This is a genomic window from Rhodoferax sp. (assembly GCF_012927445.1).
In the GTDB taxonomy this organism is placed as follows: Bacteria; Pseudomonadota; Gammaproteobacteria; order Burkholderiales; family Burkholderiaceae_C; genus Rhodoferax.
In genome coordinates this window covers 423,740-441,849 of the sequence record NZ_JABBPD010000001.1, presented here as the reverse complement: position 1 = coordinate 441,849, position 18,110 = coordinate 423,740, and the positions used below count along the sequence as shown (strand labels likewise).

At 56.7% G+C, this 18,110-nt stretch carries 19 protein-coding genes; 15 read left to right on the top strand and 4 right to left on the bottom strand.

Translation table 11 applies throughout. The features are described 5' to 3' along the window. The first annotated feature begins 56 nt into the window (after positions 1-56). Positions 57-1,064 (top strand): protein-methionine-sulfoxide reductase catalytic subunit MsrP, encoded by a 1,008-nt coding sequence (msrP, locus tag HHJ17_RS02025; protein ID WP_296500555.1) that lies wholly within the window; start codon positions 57-59, stop codon positions 1,062-1,064. Continuing rightward, a complete protein-coding gene (locus HHJ17_RS02020) occupies positions 1,064-1,705 on the top strand; it encodes a protein-methionine-sulfoxide reductase heme-binding subunit MsrQ (protein WP_296500553.1) in 642 nt (213 codons plus the stop codon). The genes msrP and HHJ17_RS02020 overlap by 1 nt, the downstream gene beginning before the upstream one ends. 43 nt (positions 1,706-1,748) lie before the next feature. Here the strand turns inward: HHJ17_RS02020 and lysA are convergent, their stop codons facing one another. Together lysA and HHJ17_RS02010 are read right to left on the bottom strand one after the other, a co-directional pair. Beyond that, complete coding sequence (gene lysA, locus HHJ17_RS02015; protein WP_296500552.1) at positions 1,749-3,029, bottom strand: diaminopimelate decarboxylase; 1,281 nt, start codon at positions 3,027-3,029, stop codon at positions 1,749-1,751. After that, on the bottom strand, positions 3,026-3,259 hold the full coding sequence (locus HHJ17_RS02010) for a lipoprotein (protein ID WP_296500550.1): 234 nt from the start codon (positions 3,257-3,259) through the stop codon (positions 3,026-3,028). The genes lysA and HHJ17_RS02010 overlap by 4 nt, the downstream gene beginning before the upstream one ends. A gap of 11 nt (positions 3,260-3,270) precedes the next feature. Between HHJ17_RS02010 and cyaY the strand changes: the two genes are divergently transcribed. Continuing rightward, on the top strand, positions 3,271-3,600 hold the full coding sequence (gene cyaY, locus HHJ17_RS02005) for an iron donor protein CyaY (RefSeq protein WP_296500549.1): 330 nt from the start codon (positions 3,271-3,273) through the stop codon (positions 3,598-3,600). A gap of 18 nt (positions 3,601-3,618) precedes the next feature. Here the strand turns inward: cyaY and HHJ17_RS02000 are convergent, their stop codons facing one another. After that, positions 3,619-5,943 carry a penicillin-binding protein 1A gene (locus tag HHJ17_RS02000; RefSeq protein WP_296500547.1) on the bottom strand — a complete coding sequence of 775 codons (2,325 nt, stop codon included), beginning with the start codon at positions 5,941-5,943 and terminating at the stop codon, positions 3,619-3,621. 346 nt (positions 5,944-6,289) lie between these two features. On the opposite strand from HHJ17_RS02000, the gene HHJ17_RS01995 reads away from it, so the two are divergent. The 11 genes from HHJ17_RS01995 (at position 6,290) to HHJ17_RS01945 (ending at position 16,626) form a co-directional block, all read left to right on the top strand. Then, on the top strand, positions 6,290-7,369 hold the full coding sequence (locus tag HHJ17_RS01995) for a pilus assembly protein PilM (RefSeq protein WP_296500546.1): 1,080 nt from the start codon (positions 6,290-6,292) through the stop codon (positions 7,367-7,369). Further along, the gene (locus HHJ17_RS01990; RefSeq protein WP_296500545.1) at positions 7,366-8,001 is read left to right on the top strand and encodes a PilN domain-containing protein; all 636 of its coding nucleotides are present in this window, start codon (positions 7,366-7,368) and stop codon (positions 7,999-8,001) included. The genes HHJ17_RS01995 and HHJ17_RS01990 overlap by 4 nt, the downstream gene beginning before the upstream one ends. 12 nt (positions 8,002-8,013) lie before the next feature. Continuing rightward, on the top strand, positions 8,014-8,688 hold the full coding sequence (locus tag HHJ17_RS01985) for a type 4a pilus biogenesis protein PilO (protein ID WP_296500544.1): 675 nt from the start codon (positions 8,014-8,016) through the stop codon (positions 8,686-8,688). Continuing rightward, entirely contained in the window at positions 8,685-9,227 is a 543-nt protein-coding gene (locus HHJ17_RS01980) for a pilus assembly protein PilP (protein WP_296500542.1), read from the top strand. The genes HHJ17_RS01985 and HHJ17_RS01980 overlap by 4 nt, the downstream gene beginning before the upstream one ends. Before the next feature lie 29 nt (positions 9,228-9,256). Beyond that, positions 9,257-11,332, top strand: coding sequence for a type IV pilus secretin PilQ (locus HHJ17_RS01975; protein WP_296500639.1), 2,076 nt, complete (start codon positions 9,257-9,259; stop codon positions 11,330-11,332). A 43-nt stretch (positions 11,333-11,375) separates the two neighbouring features. Further along, complete coding sequence (locus tag HHJ17_RS01970; protein WP_296500540.1) at positions 11,376-11,900, top strand: shikimate kinase; 525 nt, start codon at positions 11,376-11,378, stop codon at positions 11,898-11,900. Between the two features lie 60 nt (positions 11,901-11,960). Beyond that, positions 11,961-13,073: a 3-dehydroquinate synthase gene (gene aroB / locus HHJ17_RS01965; protein ID WP_296500538.1), complete on the top strand. Its 1,113-nt coding sequence runs from the start codon at positions 11,961-11,963 to the stop codon at positions 13,071-13,073. Between the two features lie 69 nt (positions 13,074-13,142). Then, complete coding sequence (locus HHJ17_RS01960) at positions 13,143-14,318, top strand: deoxyguanosinetriphosphate triphosphohydrolase (RefSeq protein WP_296500536.1); 1,176 nt, start codon at positions 13,143-13,145, stop codon at positions 14,316-14,318. A 74-nt stretch (positions 14,319-14,392) separates the two neighbouring features. After that, positions 14,393-15,040 carry a hypothetical protein gene (locus HHJ17_RS01955; protein ID WP_296500534.1) on the top strand — a complete coding sequence of 216 codons (648 nt, stop codon included), beginning with the start codon at positions 14,393-14,395 and terminating at the stop codon, positions 15,038-15,040. 12 nt (positions 15,041-15,052) lie between these two features. Continuing rightward, positions 15,053-15,673: a DUF1415 domain-containing protein gene (locus HHJ17_RS01950; protein ID WP_296500533.1), complete on the top strand. Its 621-nt coding sequence runs from the start codon at positions 15,053-15,055 to the stop codon at positions 15,671-15,673. Positions 15,674-15,720: 47 nt separating this feature from the next. Next, a complete protein-coding gene (locus HHJ17_RS01945; RefSeq protein ID WP_296500637.1) occupies positions 15,721-16,626 on the top strand; it encodes an SAM-dependent methyltransferase in 906 nt (301 codons plus the stop codon). A gap of 138 nt (positions 16,627-16,764) precedes the next feature. Here HHJ17_RS01945 and HHJ17_RS01940 read toward each other — a convergent pair whose 3' ends face one another. Further along, entirely contained in the window at positions 16,765-17,148 is a 384-nt protein-coding gene (locus HHJ17_RS01940) for a hypothetical protein (protein ID WP_296500531.1), read from the bottom strand. 101 nt (positions 17,149-17,249) lie between these two features. Here HHJ17_RS01940 and HHJ17_RS01935 point away from each other — a divergent pair, with 101 nt between their 5' ends. After that, complete coding sequence (locus HHJ17_RS01935) at positions 17,250-17,981, top strand: transposase (RefSeq protein ID WP_296500530.1); 732 nt, start codon at positions 17,250-17,252, stop codon at positions 17,979-17,981. Positions 17,982-18,110 lie beyond the last annotated feature (129 nt).

Below are 18,110 nucleotides of genomic sequence, written 5' to 3'. Positions count from 1 at the left end.
TTTTTTTGTAAGAACGCACGCTTTCCCATGACTTTCATTGAAACGAGGACCGCATCATGCTTATCAAAAACAGCCGCGACGGCTTTTGCCATCCGGTCTCCAGCGAAATCACGAGCCAGCGCGTCTATGAGGGGCGGCGCGATCTCATCAAACTGATGGCCAGCGGTGTCGCGGGTGCCGCTTTGACATCGTGGGCGTCACGGGAGGCCCATGCGCAAGGCGCCAGCACTGTGCAACGGCCGGGCAAACTGGCTGCCTTGCCGAGCGCGCGGTCAAGTCTGGCCGGCGCCGCTACCATGGAAAAGCTGACGGATTACAAGGACGCCAGCAGCTACAACAACTTCTACGAATTTGGCACCGACAAGGCTGACCCGGCACAAAATGCCGACACGCTAAAGACCACGCCCTGGACGGTTGAGATTGAGGGGCTAATCAAAAAACCGACCAAGTACACACTGGAAGACCTGCTGAAACTCAGCGCACAGGAAGAGCGGATTTACCGCTTGCGCTGCGTGGAAGGCTGGTCCATGGTGATTCCGTGGGTGGGCTATTCACTGAGCGAGCTGATCAAACGCGTCGAACCACTGAGTAGCGCCAAGTACGTCGAATTCGTGACCTTGGCCGATCACAAAACCATGCCGTTTGTGGGCTCCCGCGTGCTGGACTGGCCTTATGTGGAAGGCTTGCGCATGGATGAAGCCATGCACCCGCTGACCTTGCTGACCTTTGGCATGTACGGCGAGGTGTTGCCCAAGCAGAACGGCGCTCCGGTGCGCCTGGTGGTGCCCTGGAAGTACGGCTTCAAGAGCGGCAAGAGTCTGGTCAAAATCCGCTTCACCGACAAGCCGCCGGCCACCGCCTGGAACAAGGCGGCCGCCAATGAGTATGGTTTCTTCTCCAACGTGAACCCGACAGTGGACCACCCGCGCTGGAGTCAGGCCACGGAGCGGCGCATCGGCGAGGATGGCTTGTTCGCCAGGAAACGCAAGACCTTGATGTTCAATGGCTATGAGGCCCAAGTCGGGCAGCTTTACGCTGGCATGGACCTCAAAAAGTTCTTCTGATGGACGCGCTTGCCAGTCCCCGGCCAGCGGTGCGGGTAAGGTCGCTTTTGCTGCACCGCTTCGCCAAACCAGTCATGTTTGGTCTGTCGCTGTTGCCGTTCTGTTGGCTGCTGTATGCGGCGATCACCAATCAGCTGGGGGCCAATCCAGCGGAGGCCTTGAGCCGCTCTACGGGCGACTGGACCTTGCGCTTTTTGTGCTTGGTGCTGGCCGTCACGCCGCTGCGCGTCATCACGCAGACCCCGGCACTGGCCCGGTTTCGCCGCATGCTGGGACTGTTTGTTTATTTTTATGTCTCGCTCCATTTGCTGAGTTACAGCTGGTTTGACATGGGGTTTGAGTTGACGGATATGGCCAAAGACATTGCCAAACGGCCATTTATCCTGGTGGGTTTCTCTGCTTTTGTGTTGCTCACCCCCTTGGCTTTGACGTCCTTCAACCGGGCGATCAAAACACTGGGCGCCAAACGCTGGCAGCTTTTGCACAAGCTGGTTTATGTCGTGGCCGGCTTGGCCATTCTGCATTTTTTCTGGATGCGCGCCGGTAAAAACAACTTTGCGGAGGTCTACGTGTATGCCGCTATTCTGGGCACGTTACTGGGCTGGCGTCTGTTTCACTTTTTAAGTAAAAACAGGCGCTAGCCCTCGTTTTATATGCGCAATTAGCTATTGAATATGTAGCAAACTAGCGTCCGACCAAGCGCTCTTGGCGCATCTGGTCCGCCATCGTTTCCCGTTGGCGAATGATGTGGGCCTGGCTGCCTTCCACCAATATCTCGGCGGCGCGGCCGCGCGAGTTGTAGTTGCTGGCCATGCTCATGCAGTAGGCGCCAGCGGACAGCACCGCCAGCAGATCGCCCGGCTGTACGGCCAAGGCACGATCATGGCCAAGCCAGTCGCCGCTCTCGCAGATCGGACCCACCACATCATAGGTGTCAGGGGCATCCGGGCGCGGGTTCAAGGGCACGATCTGGTGAAACGCCTGGTACATGGCCGGGCGGGGCAAATCGTTCATGGCGGCATCGATGATGCAAAAGTTTTTTTGCGCACCCGGTTTCAGGTACAGCACTTCGGTCAGGCAGACCCCGGCATTGCCGACCAGTGAGCGGCCGGGTTCGATCATCAGTTGGCGATTGCCAAAACCACGCGCATCCAGCTTGGCCAGCATTTTTTGCCAGAGATCATCGGCGCTGGGGGGGGTATCGTCGTTGTAATTGATGCCCAGGCCACCACCAAAATCAATGTGATGCAGCGGAATGCCCGCAGCCTCAATCGTTTCCACCAGATCCAGCATGCGGTCGACCGCGTCAAGGTAGGGCGCGACTTCCGTGATCTGCGAGCCGATATGACAATCAATCCCGACCACCCGAATACCCGCCAGCTGGGCGGCGCGCTGGTAGGTTTGCACCACGCGTTCATGGGCGACACCAAACTTGCTGCCTTTGAGGCCGGTGGAGATATAGGGATGGGTCTTGGGGTCGACATTGGGATTGACGCGAATACTGACGGGTGCGGTCAGGCCCATTGACAAAGCGACCTCACTCAAGACTTCGAGCTCGGCCTCGCTCTCGACATTGAAGCAGCCGATGCCGGCCGAGAGCGCACGTTGCATTTCGGAGCGGGTTTTGCCGACGCCCGAGAAGATGATTTTTTCAGCCTGGCCACCGGCGGCCAGCACCCGGTCCATGTCACCGCCCGAGACAATGTCAAAACCGCAGCCAGCGTCTGCAAAAACCTGAATCACACCGAGGGCCGGATTGGCTTTCATGGCGTAACAGATTTGCACCTTGCGACCGGCAAAGCCACGCTGGTACGCGGCCAGTGCGGCCAGCATGGCCCCTTTTGAATAGACAAACAGGGGCGTGCCATGCTCTTTGGCCAAATCACTTAAACGGATATCTTCTGAAAAAAGTTCATTGCCCCGGTAAGCAAGTTGGGGTTGGCCGGGAAGATTTTGGAAGGTCATTGAGGAGCGGGAGTGGTTGCCGAGGCAGGGGGAGTAGCAGGAGCGGGCGCCGCGGTTGGAGGTGCGGTCGCGGGTCGTGAGCGAAACAGTGTTTCAGGCAAGGTGGCGCGATTTGCGGCGGCGGGATCTGTGGGTAAGTACAGCGGTCCCTGCTGGCCACAGGCCGTCAGGCCCACCGCACCAAGGCCAAGGACAATCGTACTGACTAGAATTTGACGAACTAACAACATGGTGAAATTGTATGACCGACTCTGAATTCATGGATCAAGCGGAAATTCTGCTCAAAGCCGTCGAGGCCAACTGTGACCGTATCAATGACGAGAACCTGGCCGATATCGACAATCAGCGCACGGGTGGCATGGTGACCCTGGTTTTTTCAAACCAGAGCCAGATCGTCATCAATCTGCAAAAGCCGCTGCATGAAATCTGGCTGGCGGCTAAATCGGGCGGTTATCACTATAAATATGATAGCGCTCAGTGGATGGATACCAAGGGCCAGGGCGAGTTTTTTGCCAGTTTGTCACGCTATGCCAGCGAACAGTCGGGTTGCCCCTTGGTTTTTAAAAACTGATGGTTTCAGGACTGCTGTTTAGTTTTTAAACAAGTCCAGAATCCGTTTCTTTTCATCGGCCGGTGGCAGCGCTTGCATGTCGCCTGGAGAATTTGATCCGTTGTCCATACCCACACTGCTGATGCCAGCGCCTTTGACATACTCGTTATAAAACCACTCGCCGCCCGAATTGATGACGCCTTCCGGGGCGCTCGGTTCCGTGACCGGGACGTTTTTTAGCGCCTGTTCCATGAAGCGGATCCAGACGGGCAGACTCAAGCCGCCGCCCGTTTCGCGGTCGCCGAGTTTGCGCGGCGTGTCGTAGCCAATCCAGGTGACGGCCGCCAGTGTCGGCTGGAATCCGGCAAACCACGCGTCCATGGCATCGTTGGTCGTCCCCGTTTTGCCGTACAAGTCAGGCCGCTTCAGATCCCGCTGCGCGGAGGCTGCGGTACCGGATCGGGTCACTTCTTGCAGCAGGCTGTCCATAATGAAGGCGTTGCGGGGAGGGATGGCCCGTGCCGACTCGTCCAACTCGGGTGTTTTGGTTTCCACCAAAACCTTGTTGCCTCTTTGCTCTGTCACCTTGGTGATCAGCCATGGATTAATGCGGTAGCCGCCGTTGGCGAAGACCGAGTACGCAGAAACCATCTGCATGGGGGTGACCGATCCAGCTCCCAGTGCCATGGTCAAGTAGGCGGGGTGCTTGTCCGCATCAAAGCCAAAGCGTGTGATCCATTCCTGCGCATTTTGGGTGCCGACCGCCTGCAGAATGCGGATCGAGATCATGTTTTTGGATTTGGCCAAACCCCGGCGCATGGTCATGGGACCTTCGTATTTGCCGTCGTAATTTTTAGGTTCCCAAGGCTGACCGCCCGTCACACCCGCATCAAAAAAGAGCGGCGCGTCGTTAATGACCGTCGCCGGGGTAAAGCCTTTTTCCAGGGCCGCGGAGTAAATAAACGGCTTGAAGCTTGAGCCGGGTTGGCGCCACGCCTGGGTCACATGGTTGAACTTGTTTTTTTCAAAATCAAATCCACCCACCAAGGCCTTGATGGAGCCGTCACGCGGGTCCAATGCCACGAACGCGCCCTCAACTTCCGGCAACTGCGTGATTTCCCAGGTGTTTTTGAGTGTTTTGGCCACCCGAATCACGGCCCCGCGCCTGACTTTGATACTGGGCAATGCCTTGTCCGATAAGCCTGACTGTGCGGGTTTGAGGCCTTCACCTGTAATTTCGACGGTCTCGCCGTTCTGCCGGATGGCGGTGATTTTTTTGGCATTCGCGTCCAGCACCACGGCCGACATCACGTCGCCGTTGTCTGGGTGATCACCCAGCGCCTCGTCGATGGCATCCTCCAACTCCTGCGCGTTGGACGGCAGGGTGACAAACTCCTCCGGGCCACGGTAAACCTGACGGCGTTCGAAATCCATGATGCCGCGACGCAATGCCTTGTAAGCGGCATCCTGATCGGCCGCCCGCAGTGTGGTGTAAACGTTCAGGCCCCGGGTGTAAGTCTCGTCGCCGTACTGCGAAAACATCAACTGGCGCACGGTTTCTGCCACGTACTCGGCGTGAACTCTGGTGCTGTTGGCGCCGGATTTAATCTTGATTTCTTCGGTTCTTGCGGCTTCCGCCTGGGCTGCAGTAATGAACCCGTTTTCCAGCATGCGATCAATGATGTGCAGTTGGCGTGTCTTGGCACGTTTCGGATTGACGATCGGGTTGTAGGCGGAAGGCGCTTTGGGCAACCCGGCCAGCATGGCCGCTTCAGCAATCGTGATGTCTTTCAGCGGCTTGTCGAAATAAGCCTCTGACGCGGCTGCAAAACCGTAGGCCCGGTTGCCCAGGAAAATCTGGTTCATGTAAATCTCAAGAATCTGGTCCTTGCTCAGCAAATGTTCCAGCTTGAAAGTCAGCAGGATTTCGTAAATCTTGCGGGTGTAAGTTTTCTCGGACGATAAATAGACGTTGCGTGCCACCTGCATGGTGATGGTCGATGCGCCCTGACTTTTTAAGCGCCCCAGATTGGCCAATGCCGCGCGCAAAACGCCTTTGTAGTCCACGCCGCCATGCTCATAAAACCGGGCGTCTTCAATGGCCAGTACCGCGTCCGTCATGACCTTGGGGATTTCCTTGATCGGTATCAGGTGCCGGCGTTCCTCACCAAACTCACCAATCAGCGCGCCCTCCGCGGAGAACACGCGCAAGGGCAATTTGGGCCGGTAATCAGACAACTCTGAAATGTCCGGCAGGTTCGGGAACGCCACCGCCATTGCAATCGCGATAACGATCAGAAGGGCCAAGGCCCCAGCCAATGCCAAGCCGCCTCCCCACAACGCGATGCGTATCAACCAGTTCATTGATTTGGAGCGTGGGGTTGAGTGAGGGGGCGGGCTGGATGCACCGGATGGTGTTTGGGATGACATAAAAAATCTCGTAAAGATGCGCAGGCATTATAAAAACGGTGTTTGCACAGCTTTGGCAGGGTAGTATCCGCCATTGTTGTTTTCTATCACTTGGATGTTTGCTTGCAAGAAGCTGTGAATTGCATACGAAGCCAAAACGTCTACTTTTGGCAACGCTTGTCACCCCTGCAATTCGTAAATACCTTTACGGGACAACAAGCTTACTGCTAGCATTCAAGTGAATTGTTACGTTTCGTTAGTCTTTGTTAATCTTTGATTAACTTGTTTCAGGGGGATAGTTTTGATCTCTTTGGGGTCGTTGTTTAGTCGTCAACCTGCACCCATGCTGGGTCTGGATATCAGCTCTTCTAGTGTCAAACTGGTCGAGTTGGGTCAAGACAAGTCCGGGAATTTAGTGCTTGAACGTTGTGCAATTGTTCCGCTTGAACGCGGATGGATCACCGATGGCAACATCGAAAAGTTTGACGAGGTCGCTGATGCGGTCCGTCGGCTGGTCAAGAAAAGCGGGACCAAAACCAAAAATGTGGCAATGGCTTTGCCGCCGTCTGCCGTCATCACCAAAAAAATCATTCTTCCGGGTGGCATGTCCGACCAAGAGTTGGAGTTGCAGGTCGAGACCGAGGCCAACCAGTACATTCCGTTCCCCTTGGACGAGGTGAGTCTTGATTTTTGCATCGTTGGGCCGAGCGCAACTTCGTCGGGCGACATTGAAGTGCTGATTGCGGCATCACGCAAGGAGAAGGTTCAGGATATCCAGGGCTTGGCCGAAGCGGCTGGTTTGAAGCCCGTTATTGTGGACGTCGAATCCTATGCCTCACGCCTGGCAACCGGTCGCTTGATTGGAAACCTTCCCAATAAGGGGGCGGGATGCATCGTGGCCTTGTTTGAGGTGGGCGCGTTGACCACCAGCATGCAGGTCATTCGGGATGATGAAGTTTTGTACGACCGGGATCAGGCGTTTGGCGGGGCTCAGTTGACCCAGTTAATCGTACGCCAGTATGGCTTTTCACTCGAAGAAGCTGAGAGTAAAAAGCGAAGCGGTGAATTGCCCGACGACTATGAATCCAGTGTGTTACGCCCCTTTGTTGAAAGTATGGTGCAGGAAATTGGTCGCGCATTGCAATTTTTCTTTACCAGCACGCCGCATAACAAGGTTGATTACGTGATGCTGGCGGGGGGCTCGGCGGCTCTGCCGGGTTTGACCGCCGCCGTGACGCAGCACACCACTTTTGCTTGCAATTTGGTGAATCCGTTTGACGGTATGGAAATTGGCGAAGGTGTTCACTTGAAGAAAATGACACGGGAGGCCCCGTCCTACCTGACTTCATGCGGACTGGCTTTGCGGAGGTTCATGCAGTGATTCTGATTAATCTGCTCCCTCATCGCGAGGCGGCTCGCAAACTGCGCAAGGATGTTTTTAACGTCAGTTTGGTGGCTTCTGCCCTTGTCGGCGGTGTGCTCGCCGGTCTCATATTCCTTTGGTTTCAGGCTCAAATGGCTGGGCAAGAAGGGAAAAACCAGCTGCTGCAAACCGAGATCAAACGGTTTGATGACCAAATTAAGGACATTGCCGGTCTTGAGGCGGAGATTACCGCCTTGCGCGCCCGTCAACAGGCCGTGGAAGATTTGCAGGCAGACCGAAACTTACCGGTTCATCTGCTGACAGAACTGGTCAAGCAGCTGCCTGATGGCGTTTATATCTCCAGCATGCGGCAAGAGAATCAGAATGTGACGATGCAAGGCGTTGCGCAATCGAATGAACGCGTGTCTGAGTTGTTGCGAAACCTGGGCAACAACTCGCCCTGGTTTGCCAAGCCCGAGTTGGTTGAAATTGTGGCCGGTTCGGTTGCCCTGACACCGCGAGAGCAGCGACGTGTTGCCAATTTCACGATTCGCGTTGCTTTAGTTCGCGCCAGTGAAGCTGAAAAAAAACATGCTGCTGCAAGTTCAACGGCCCCGGCGGTAGCAGCCTCATCTCCTGTCAATAAATAGGAGCAAGGCATTATGGCTAGCAAATCTTCATTGAATTTCGATCTTTCTGCTTTGCAGGAAAAACTGCTCGGACAATTCCGCAATCTGGATCCCAAGGATCCGTCCATGTGGCCTGCATTTCCGCGCTACGCCCTCTTTGCGACGGTCACGGTGCTGGTGGTCGTGGTGCTGTGGTTTTTGTGGCTGGACACCTCAGCAACTGAGCTTGAGGAGCAGCAGGCCAAAGAGGTCACGCTGCGACAAGAGTACAAGGCCAAGCTGGGCAAGGCGGTGAATCTTGACGCACTCAAAAAACAACGTGAGCAGGTTCTTCAGTATGTGACGCAACTTGAGAAGCAGTTGCCGAGCAAAGCCGAGATGGATGCGCTACTTTCAGATATCAACCAGGCAGGCTTGGGGCGCAGTCTGCAGTTTGATTTGTTCCGACCGGGGCAAGTCGTCGTTCGAGACTACTATGCCGAGCTGCCTATTGCGGTGCGCGTCACGGGGCGTTATCACGATATTGGCGCTTTTGCGTCAGACATCGCCAACCTTTCCCGAATTGTGACACTCAATAATCTGCTCATCGTGCCCGCCAAGGATGGGACTTTGGCCATGGACGCTACCGCGAAAACTTTCCGCTATCTGGATGCCGACGAGGTTACGGCGCAGCGTAAGGCCGCCGGACCGAAAGGGGCCAAAAAATGATCCCCTTGTTTAAGTTTGTTCTTGCTGTCTTTGTTTTGACGCTTGCCGGTTGCAGTGCCTCCGGTGAGGATGAGTTGCGCCAGTGGATGGCGGATCAGAAGAGTCAAACCCGACCCAGGATCGCACCAATTTCCGAGCCTAAACAATTTCAGCCTGAAAGCTATATGCAGGTGACTGCGATAGAGCCGTTCAGCAATCAAAAACTGACCCAGGCCTTGAAGCGCGAGTCAACGCAATCGGCGGCCAATGGCGCGTTGATTGCGCCTGAGCTGGCGCGTCGCCAAGAAGCGCTGGAGGTTTTTCCATTGGACACGATGGTTCTGGTCGGGAGTTTGGTCAAGGCTGGACAACACGTTGCGCTGGTGAAGGTTGAAAACTTGTTGTACCAGGTACGACTTGGTAACCATCTTGGCCAAAACTACGGGCGCGTGATGAAGGTCGCTGAGACAGAAGTCACACTGCGAGAAATTGTGCAAGATGCTGCAGGCGAATGGATTGAACGCACTGCTACCTTGCAGTTGCAAGAGAGGTCGAAATGAAAAATCAGAACTATGGGATGACAAAGCTAATGTTGCAACGGTTTTTTTTGGCGACGTCGCTCATGTTGGCGGCGCTTGCTGCGCAGGCCCAGAGCGCCATTGAAGCGGTGTCCGGCTCGATTCAGGGTGGCGTTGAAGTCGTCAAAATTGACTTGACGCAGCCGCTGGCAGCGATTCCGACCGGGTTTTCAATCCAGTCTCCGGCAAGAATTGCGCTTGACTTCCCGGGGATCTCCAATGCCATGGGTCGCTCCACCATCGAGATCAATCAGGGCAATTTGAAGTCGGTGAGCGTGGTACAAGCGGGCGATCGGACCCGGGTGGTGTTGAATTTGAAGCAAGCAACCGCCTACAAGGCGCAGTTGCAGGGTAAATCATTACTGGTCGTGCTGGATGCCGTGGCTGTGGCGGCGACCTCCGTATCCGCTGCCCCCGTTTTTGCTGAAAGTCAGAGCCGGGATACGTTGCCACTGAAAGATCTTGATTTCCGTCGGGGTGAAGAAGGCGCTGGCCGAATCGTGGTAACTCTACCCAACAACCAGGTCGGCGTCGATATTCGCCAGCAAGGACAAGCCCTGGTGGTTGAGTTCATGAAATCCACATTGCCAGAAGGAATGCGACGCCGTCTGGATGTGACTGATTTTGGGACACCGGTCCAAACGGTCACAAGCACCCAGGTCGGTGACCGTGTGCGGATGGTGATTCAGCCCCAAGGTCAGTGGGTTCACAGTGCCTACCAAACAGATGAACAGTTTGTGGTGGAAGTCAAACCAGTCAAAGTTGACACGTCAAAATTGACACAGGGGCCGGGTTATAGCGGACAAAAACTGTCACTCAACTTTCAAAATATCGAGGTTCGCTCCCTGCTGCAGGTCATAGCCGACTTCACCAACTTCAACATCATCACGTCAGATTCCGTCACCGGCGCCGTGACCTTGCGGTTGCAGGACGTGCCGTGGGATCAGGCGCTCGATATCATCTTGCAAGCCAAGGGGCTGGGCATGCGCAAGACCGGCAATGTGCTGTGGATTGCCCCGAAGGATGAAATCAACGCCAAGGAAAAACTCGAACTTGAATCGATCGCGTCGCTTCAAAATCTGGAACCTTTGCGGACGCAATCTTTCCAGATGAATTACACCAAGGCAGCGGAAGTTGCCGCACAGTTAACTGCCGCTGGCAGCGGTACTGGTGCCAGCAGTTCCCGGATGCTCAGTCCGCGTGGCAGCACCATTGCCGAGGCTCGCACCAACCAGTTGTTCGTGACCGATATCCCAAGCAAACTGGAACAGGTGCAGCAATTGATCGCCAAACTGGATATTCCGGTGCGCCAAGTGTTGATTGAAGCGCGCATTGTGGAGGCCTCAGATACCTTCGCCAAGTCCTTGGGCGTCAAGCTTGGTGGTGGAATTAACCCAGTCGGAGGTGTTCAGGTGGCCAGTGCGGGGGGCCATCCGCTGAACGCGACCTTTGGATCGACCTACATTGATGGGAGTGCCGCTACCACATCCGGAAGTTTTGTGAACTTACCCGCTATAGGTCAAAATGCATACAATCCCGCGACGTTTGCGGTCTCGCTCTTTGGCGCGGGCGCTGGCCGTTTCCTGAATCTGGAGCTTTCGGCACTCGAAGCTGACGGCAAAGGCAAGGTTGTGTCGAGTCCCCGCGTGGTCACGGCCGACCAGATCAAGGCACTGATCGAGCAGGGCACCGAGCTTCCCTATCAGGTCGCATCGTCTAGCGGCGCAACCTCAATTGCTTTCCGTAAAGCTAATTTGAAACTGGAAGTGACGCCGCAAATAACGCCTGAAGGTAATATTATTCTGGCGCTGGATGTCAATAAAGACACGGTCGGTCGGTCGACCGCTGCCGGGTTTGCCATCGATACAAAACACATCCAGACGCAGGTCTTGGTTGAAAATGGCGGTACGGTTGTCATTGGCGGCATTTTCGAAATGACAGAAACCAATGATGAAACAAAAGTTCCCGTGCTTGGCGACTTGCCTGGTATTGGCGTTCTGTTCAAGAGCCGTACCAGAGTTTCAAACAAGCAGGAAATGCTCGTGTTCATTACACCCAAGGTGATTACCGACAAGGCGTCGCGTTGAACCTTGAATGTCGTTACGCTTCTGTGATTAATTTGTTGCTCAATTGATACTGAGTCTGGTCGGCCTGCCTGGCTCCGGTAAATCCACCGTCGGGCGGCAACTCGCCCGGCGGCTGCAACTGCCGTTCTTTGATTCCGACCATGTGATTGAGCAGCGGATCGGTTGCTCCATCCGTGAGTACTTCGAGCGGGAAGGGGAGGATCGATTTCGCGATGTGGAGGAGTCGGTCATCGACCAACTTACGTTGAATCAAAAAGGCGTGTTGTCGACCGGTGGTGGCGTCGTGTTGCGGGCCGCTAACCGCCTGCACCTGCGGGAACGGGGGCAGGTGATTTACCTGAATTCCTCACCCGACGAATTGTTTCGGCGCCTGCGCCATGACGTGAACCGGCCTTTGCTGCAAGTGGCTGATCCGTTGGGCCGCTTGCGCGATCTGCATACCCTGCGCGATCCGCTCTACCGGGAAACGGCGCATTTCATTATTGAGACCGGGCGCCCATCGGTGGCCACCCTGGTTAACATGATCGTGATGCAACTGGAGCTGGCGGGCCTCGTGCCCGGTTCTTGACCTTGTGTGGCCGCCGCCAGCGGCGGGCAGCACGCGCCACCCTCAAGTGCCTCTAAACTCATGGGTATGAATGTCCCAGACCTCCAAACCGTTTTCATTGATCTGCAAGATCGCAGCTACCACATCGCCATTCGGGGTTCGCTTTTTGACAACCCCTTGAGTTATGCGGAGCTGCCCGCCGCCAGCAGTGCCTTGATTGTGAGCAACACCACGGTGGCGCCGTTGTATGCCGCGCGTCTTACAACGGCGTTGCAAGGAAAGTACGCCAACATTCACACGGTGATCCTGCCGGATGGCGAAGTCTATAAAACCTGGCAGACCCTGAATTTGATTTTTGATGCCTTGCTGACCAATGGCTGCGACCGAAAAACCGTTCTTTTCGCCCTCGGCGGCGGCGTTGTTGGCGACATGACGGGCTTTGCCGCCGCCAGCTATATGCGCGGTGTGCCGTTTGTCCAGGTGCCCACCACCTTGCTGGCGCAGGTTGATTCGTCGGTCGGCGGCAAGACCGGCATCAACCATCCGCTGGGCAAGAACATGATCGGTGCGTTTTATCAGCCGCTCAAGGTGGTGTGCGATCTGGATACGCTCAAGACCCTGCCGCAGCGGGAGCTCAGTGCCGGACTGGCCGAAATCATCAAATACGGCCCGATTGCCGATCTGGACTTTTTGGCCTGGATTGAGGACAACATCGCCGCCCTGATGGCGCGTGACCCGGCGGCGCTGGCCCATGCGGTCAAGCGCAGCTGTGAAATCAAGGCCTGGGTCGTGGGGCAGGACGAGCGCGAAGCGGGGCTGCGTGCCATTCTCAACTTTGGCCATACCTTTGGCCACGCGATCGAGGCGGGCCTGGGCTACGGCGAGTGGCTGCATGGCGAGGCCGTCGGCTGCGGCATGGTGATGGCGGCGCATTTGTCGCAGCGGCTGGGGCTGGTGGACGCCGCTTTTGTGCAGCGGCTGACCACGCTGATTCAAAAGGCGGGCCTGCCGGTAACCGGGCCGCGCCTGTCCGAGAGTGACAACGCCGGACGCTACCTGGAACTGATGCGCGTGGACAAAAAGGCGGAAGGTGGAGAAATCAGATTCGTCGTGATCGACGGGCCCGCCAGCGCCGCTATGCGCAACGCGCCTGATGCGCTGGTGCGCGAGGTGATCGATGCGTGCTGCGCCTGATTGCTATATAAATAATAGCTACTTGCGCATATTCTATAAGGGCTAGAGCCCTATTTCTTATAAATACCCATGACGCTTGCCGCTTTTGCCTGTGATCCTGCCCAATCGCGCGGTCGCCGTTTCGCGCAAGCACCGGCGCCGACGCGCACCGAGTACCAGCGCGACCGGGACCGGATCGTGCATTGCACCGCGTTTCGGCGCCTGGTGTACAAGACGCAGGTGTTTCTCAACCACGAAGGCGACCTGTTTCGCACACGGCTCACCCACTCGCTGGAGGTGGCGCAGCTGGGGCGTTCCATCGCCCGCTCGCTCCAACTCAATGAAGACTTGGTGGAGGCGATTGCGCTGGCGCATGACTTGGGCCACACGCCGTTTGGCCATGCTGGGCAGGACGCGCTCAACGAGTGCATGACCGAGTTTGGCGGCTTTGAGCACAATCTGCAGAGCTTGCGGGTGGTCGATAAACTGGAGGAACGCTACCCCCAGTTCGACGGCTTGAACCTTACCTTTGAGACGCGCGAAGGCATTCTCAAGCACTGTTCCCGCAGCCATGCCCTTGATCTTGAGCAGCACGAGCCGGGTGGTGTCGGGCGGCGCTTTCTGGCGCGCACCCAACCTAGTCTGGAGGCGCAGCTGTGCAATCTGGCCGACGAAATTGCCTACAACGCACATGACATTGACGATGGCGTGCGCTCCGGGCTGATTACGCTGGAGCAGCTGCAGGAGGTCGCCTTGTTTGATGATTACAGGCGCGAGACGCTGGCTGAGTATCCGCAGTTGCAGGATCAATCGCAGGGTCGGCGACTGCTCTACGAGAGCATTCGCCGCATGCTCAGTGCCCAGGTGTACGACGTGATTGCCGCGACCGGCCAGGCGCTGGACGCTGCCGCGCCATGCAGTGCGGATGCGGTGCGCCAGATGCCGCCCTTGCTGCAGTTTGGGGAAGAGATGCGGCTCAAGTCACAGGAACTCAAAAAATTTCTGTTGCAGCAGCTGTACCGGCATCCGCAAGTGATGCAGACGACCGGGCTGGCCCAGCAGATGGTGCGCGAGCTTTTTGACGCCTATTTGAACAATCCGCAGGAAATGCAGGGCCGATTTCTGGCCCGCTCCGCGGCCGCCTGCGGCGCAGCGGATGAACTGAGCGCTGCAGCCCGCGTGGTGGCGGACTACATTGCCGGCATGACGGACCGTTTTGCCGGCCATGAGCATGAGCGCTTGACGGGCCAGCGTTTGTTGTCCTGAACGGCTCAAGCGCCGAGTGTGGCATTTGAGTGCATCGTTAAAATCGGGCAAACAAAAATGCCCAGGGATTCGTCGTGAGTTTTCTCAATCAACTTAAATCGCAAGCCAGTGCGTTGCAAACCGAGCAAAGTGCGCAGCAGAGCCACACTGAAGCGAACACACGGTTGACCGAAGCGGCGTCAAAAACGGCGTGGTTGTATGTCGCGGAGCTCGTGCAGCAGCTGAATGTGATTGGGCCGACCGGTCCCCAACTCAGTCTGGATGGCAAGACGCCTTGGCCCGCAATGAAGCTGGTTGATTTTCGGATTGATGCGCGCAAAAAGAAACTGCGCGACCAAGAGGTGTTTGACTACATCGCCATGGGCTGGCGCATGGTGCCGCGCGAGGGTGCGCCCGTGGGCGGCAGTGTCAGTGCCAACTTTCCGCCGGATTTACAGCGGATTGAAGCGCGCTTGGCGGCTGGCACGGTCCAGCATGAGCGCGTTAATGTGCGGCATCCAGAGAAAAACACCTTGCAGGCGATTCGATTTGACTATGTGACCGAAGCTCGTGCCAGCGTCACCATCACCGCTGATCATGACGCCGCCAAATTGGCGTTTCGGCTGGCCAATGCAACGGGTTTCGAGCTCATGATGACCAGTTATCCCGCTGACCAGATTCAAAGCGCGGTGCTGGATGAACTGGCCAAATTGATTGTGGGACAGCCCAATAGCTTTGTTTAAGGGAGTGAAAAAATGACGGTGACAACACAAATGGCAATTGACGATACCCGCGTCTGGCTGGAGCGGGCGGTGATTGGTTTGAACCTGTGCCCGTTTGCCAAAAGCGTGCATGTGAAAGGCCAAATCCACTATGTAGTGAGTCGCGCCCAGACGGCGCAAGCGCTGCTGCAGGATCTGATTGTTGAGCTCAAAGCGCTGTTGGACAGCGCCCCAGCAGCACGCGACACGACGCTTTTAATCGCGCCCGATTGTCTGGCTGATTTTCTTGACTTCAATGATTTTCTGGCCAAGGCCGATCAGGCCTTGCTCGATCTGGAGCTGGAGGGGGTGCTGCAAATCGCCAATTTGCACCCGGACTACCAGTTCGCCGGCACCCGGGCGGACGACATCACCAATTACACCAACCGCTCGCCCTATCCGACCTTGCATCTGCTGCGCGAAGACAGCATTGACCGCGCGGTGGACGCTTTTCCCGAGGCGGAAACCATTTTCGAGAAGAACATGGAAACCATGGAGCGGCTGGGGGCCGACGGCTGGGCGGCGCTGGGCGTAGGGCGTTCGCAGGGCTGCCCCCATCATGCGCTGGTGGACGAAACCCGCAGTGCCGACGCGCCTGACAGAAAAAAACAATGAAAACAAAAAAAATCGATCGCTCGTCCCGGAACGAGTCACAAACCAGCATGCCAGCCAAGCCGCAAGAGGCTGGCGTTATCGCGCCTGAAATCAGGCCCGGCCAGTCGATTGAGTTGCTCAAAGAGTTGCACATCCTGACCCGCGACGGCAAGCTCAACCAAGACTCGCGTCGCAAACTCAAGCAGGTCTACCACCTGTTTCAGTTCATTGAAAAGCTGCTGCTGGAACTGCCCGAAAAGGCGTCAGGCATCACACTGGCCGACCACGGCGCCGGTAAATCGTATTTAGGTTTCATCATTTACGACCTATTTTTCAAGGACAAACCGGCCGGTCATATCTACGGCATCGAAACCCGGGGTGAACTGGTGCAAAAATCGCGTGAACTGGCTGCCAAGCTCGGCTTTGAGCGCATGTCGTTTTTGAATCTGAGTGTGGCCGAATCGACGCAATCGGACGCACTGCCTGAAAAGATTGACGTCGTCACCGCGCTGCACGCCTGCGATACCGCCACCGATGACGCGATTGCTTTTGGCCTGCAAAAGCAGGCCAAATTCATGGTGCTGGTGCCTTGTTGTCAGGCCGAAGTGGCGCGCTGCCTGAGCCAGTACAAGGCACTTTCCCTGACGCGCACGCCGCTGGCCGAACTGTGGCGCCATCCGCTGCACACTCGCGAGATGGGCAGCCAGATCACCAATGTGTTGCGCTGCCTGTACCTGGAGGCCTGCGGTTACCAGGTGACCGTGACCGAGCTGGTGGGTTGGGAGCACAGCATGAAAAACGAGCTCATCATCGCCCGCTACACCGGCCAGAAAAAACGGGCCGCCGCACAGCGCCTGCGAGCGCTGCTGCAGGAATTCGGGCTGACCAGCCTGCTGGACAGCCGCTTTGTCTTGCCGGCTGAGCCTGAAACGAGCCCTGCCGCCGACGTCACGGCCAGCGAAACACCGGTCTGATCCGGTGCCGCGGCGGGCAACGCCGTTCCCTTGTGCAAGCCAAGGGCGCCGAGGGGTTCGCCTCCGGCGATGCGGTGCGTCTGCTCAACCCCGGCCGCAAAGTCCGGGTGATCAACGTCCGTCGTTACGCCCCGCGCTTTAGCCGCGCACAAACAGGGTCACCAGCGGGTCGGGCCCGACTTGCCGGCTCCAGTGACCGTGAATGCTGGCATCGAAACTCACGCCTTCCGGCAGGGTGTCGGCTGAATAGAAGTGTTCGCCCGCCTTGAAAAGGCGTGAGCTGCCGTCTTGCAGAAAAATCTCCATCTGCCCACGCAAGATGAAGACCCATTGCGGCGCGTCGGTGCAGTGAAAAGTGCTGCGAAAACCGACCGGGCTCTGGCGCAGTTGGTAGCCGCCGGAGGGCATCAACGGCGTGAGCTGCGAACTGGGCGAGCCCTCGGTCAAGTCAACAAGCTCCTCGCGAAAACGGGCGCGACCAGCTGGGTCGGTAAACAGTACAACTTTGGTGAGTGAGGTCACAGGCATTCTCCGAATCAAGCTTGGATGATCGCACAGTGGCAATTCAGAGCATGAGGGTCAGACTCCCATTAAGATGGCGCAGATATTCACACTGCACTTTCATGGCCCGTCTTCCCCGCCTCACGCTGCCCGGTTACCCGCACCACGTCATTCAGCGCGGTAACAACCGGCAGCCCATTTTTTTCTCCAGCGCGGATTACCAGACGCTGCTCGATCTGCTGTTTGAGAACGCGAAGAAGTTTGACGTGGCGATTCACGCCTATGTGTTGATGCGCAACCACTTTCATTTGCTGGTCACGCCGCAAACCGCAGAGGGTTTGCCGCAGATGATGCAGGCAGTGGGCCGGCGTTATGTGCGTTATTTCAATGACGCGCAAAAGCGCAGCGGTACTTTGTGGGAAGGACGCTACAAGTCAACCGTGATCCAGACCGAGCGCTATCTGCTGGCGTGCATGGCCTATCTCGACCTCAACCCGGTGCGGGCGGGCCTGGTGGCCCAGGCGCGCGACTATCCGTGGTCGAGTTACGGGCATTACACCGGGCAGCGCATCGACAAACTGATCACGCCGCACCCGCAGGTGTGGGAGCTGGGTAACACGCCGTTTGCCCGTGAAGCGGCGTACGCAGAATTGGTGCAGTCGGGCATCAGCCCGGGGCAGCAGGCGGCTTTGACGGACTCGGCGCTCTCCGGCTGGGCGCTGGGCGATGCTGATTTTGTGGCGAAGTTACAAAAAAGAACACAGCGTCGGCTGACCAAAGGCAATGCCGGGCGGCCGGTTTCCCTCAAGAATTTAGAGTCAAATAAGCTGCTAGCCCCCGTTGGTGATGCGTAAGTAGCTATTGAATTTGATATGTCCCCAATTATTTTTTAATTAAATTAATGCTGATTTAATTAGAATCTGACCCCAATTATTCTGCTTGGCACTTTTGTTGCGTTGCAGTATTCTTCACACCCCAGTGCC

Excerpts from the sequence above, each read along its gene's own strand:
- HHJ17_RS01980 (WP_296500542.1), top strand. The coding sequence starts at position 8,685 with ATGATCCCCTTGTTTAAGTTTGTTCTTGCTGTCTTTGTTTTGACGCTT.
- lysA (WP_296500552.1), bottom strand. The coding sequence starts at position 3,029 with ATGACCTTCCAAAATCTTCCCGGCCAACCCCAACTTGCTTACCGGGGC.
- msrP (WP_296500555.1), top strand. The coding sequence starts at position 57 with ATGCTTATCAAAAACAGCCGCGACGGCTTTTGCCATCCGGTCTCCAGC.
- HHJ17_RS01960 (WP_296500536.1), top strand. The coding sequence starts at position 13,143 with ATGACGCTTGCCGCTTTTGCCTGTGATCCTGCCCAATCGCGCGGTCGC.
- HHJ17_RS02000 (WP_296500547.1), bottom strand. The coding sequence starts at position 5,943 with ATGAACTGGTTGATACGCATCGCGTTGTGGGGAGGCGGCTTGGCATTG.
- HHJ17_RS01935 (WP_296500530.1), top strand. The coding sequence starts at position 17,250 with ATGGCCCGTCTTCCCCGCCTCACGCTGCCCGGTTACCCGCACCACGTC.
- cyaY (WP_296500549.1), top strand. The coding sequence starts at position 3,271 with ATGACCGACTCTGAATTCATGGATCAAGCGGAAATTCTGCTCAAAGCC.
- HHJ17_RS01985 (WP_296500544.1), top strand. The coding sequence starts at position 8,014 with ATGGCTAGCAAATCTTCATTGAATTTCGATCTTTCTGCTTTGCAGGAA.
- HHJ17_RS01945 (WP_296500637.1), top strand. The coding sequence starts at position 15,721 with ATGCCAGCCAAGCCGCAAGAGGCTGGCGTTATCGCGCCTGAAATCAGG.
- HHJ17_RS02010 (WP_296500550.1), bottom strand. The coding sequence starts at position 3,259 with ATGTTGTTAGTTCGTCAAATTCTAGTCAGTACGATTGTCCTTGGCCTT.
- HHJ17_RS02020 (WP_296500553.1), top strand. The coding sequence starts at position 1,064 with ATGGACGCGCTTGCCAGTCCCCGGCCAGCGGTGCGGGTAAGGTCGCTT.
- HHJ17_RS01975 (WP_296500639.1), top strand. The coding sequence starts at position 9,257 with ATGTTGCAACGGTTTTTTTTGGCGACGTCGCTCATGTTGGCGGCGCTT.
- HHJ17_RS01950 (WP_296500533.1), top strand. The coding sequence starts at position 15,053 with ATGACGGTGACAACACAAATGGCAATTGACGATACCCGCGTCTGGCTG.
- aroB (WP_296500538.1), top strand. The coding sequence starts at position 11,961 with ATGGGTATGAATGTCCCAGACCTCCAAACCGTTTTCATTGATCTGCAA.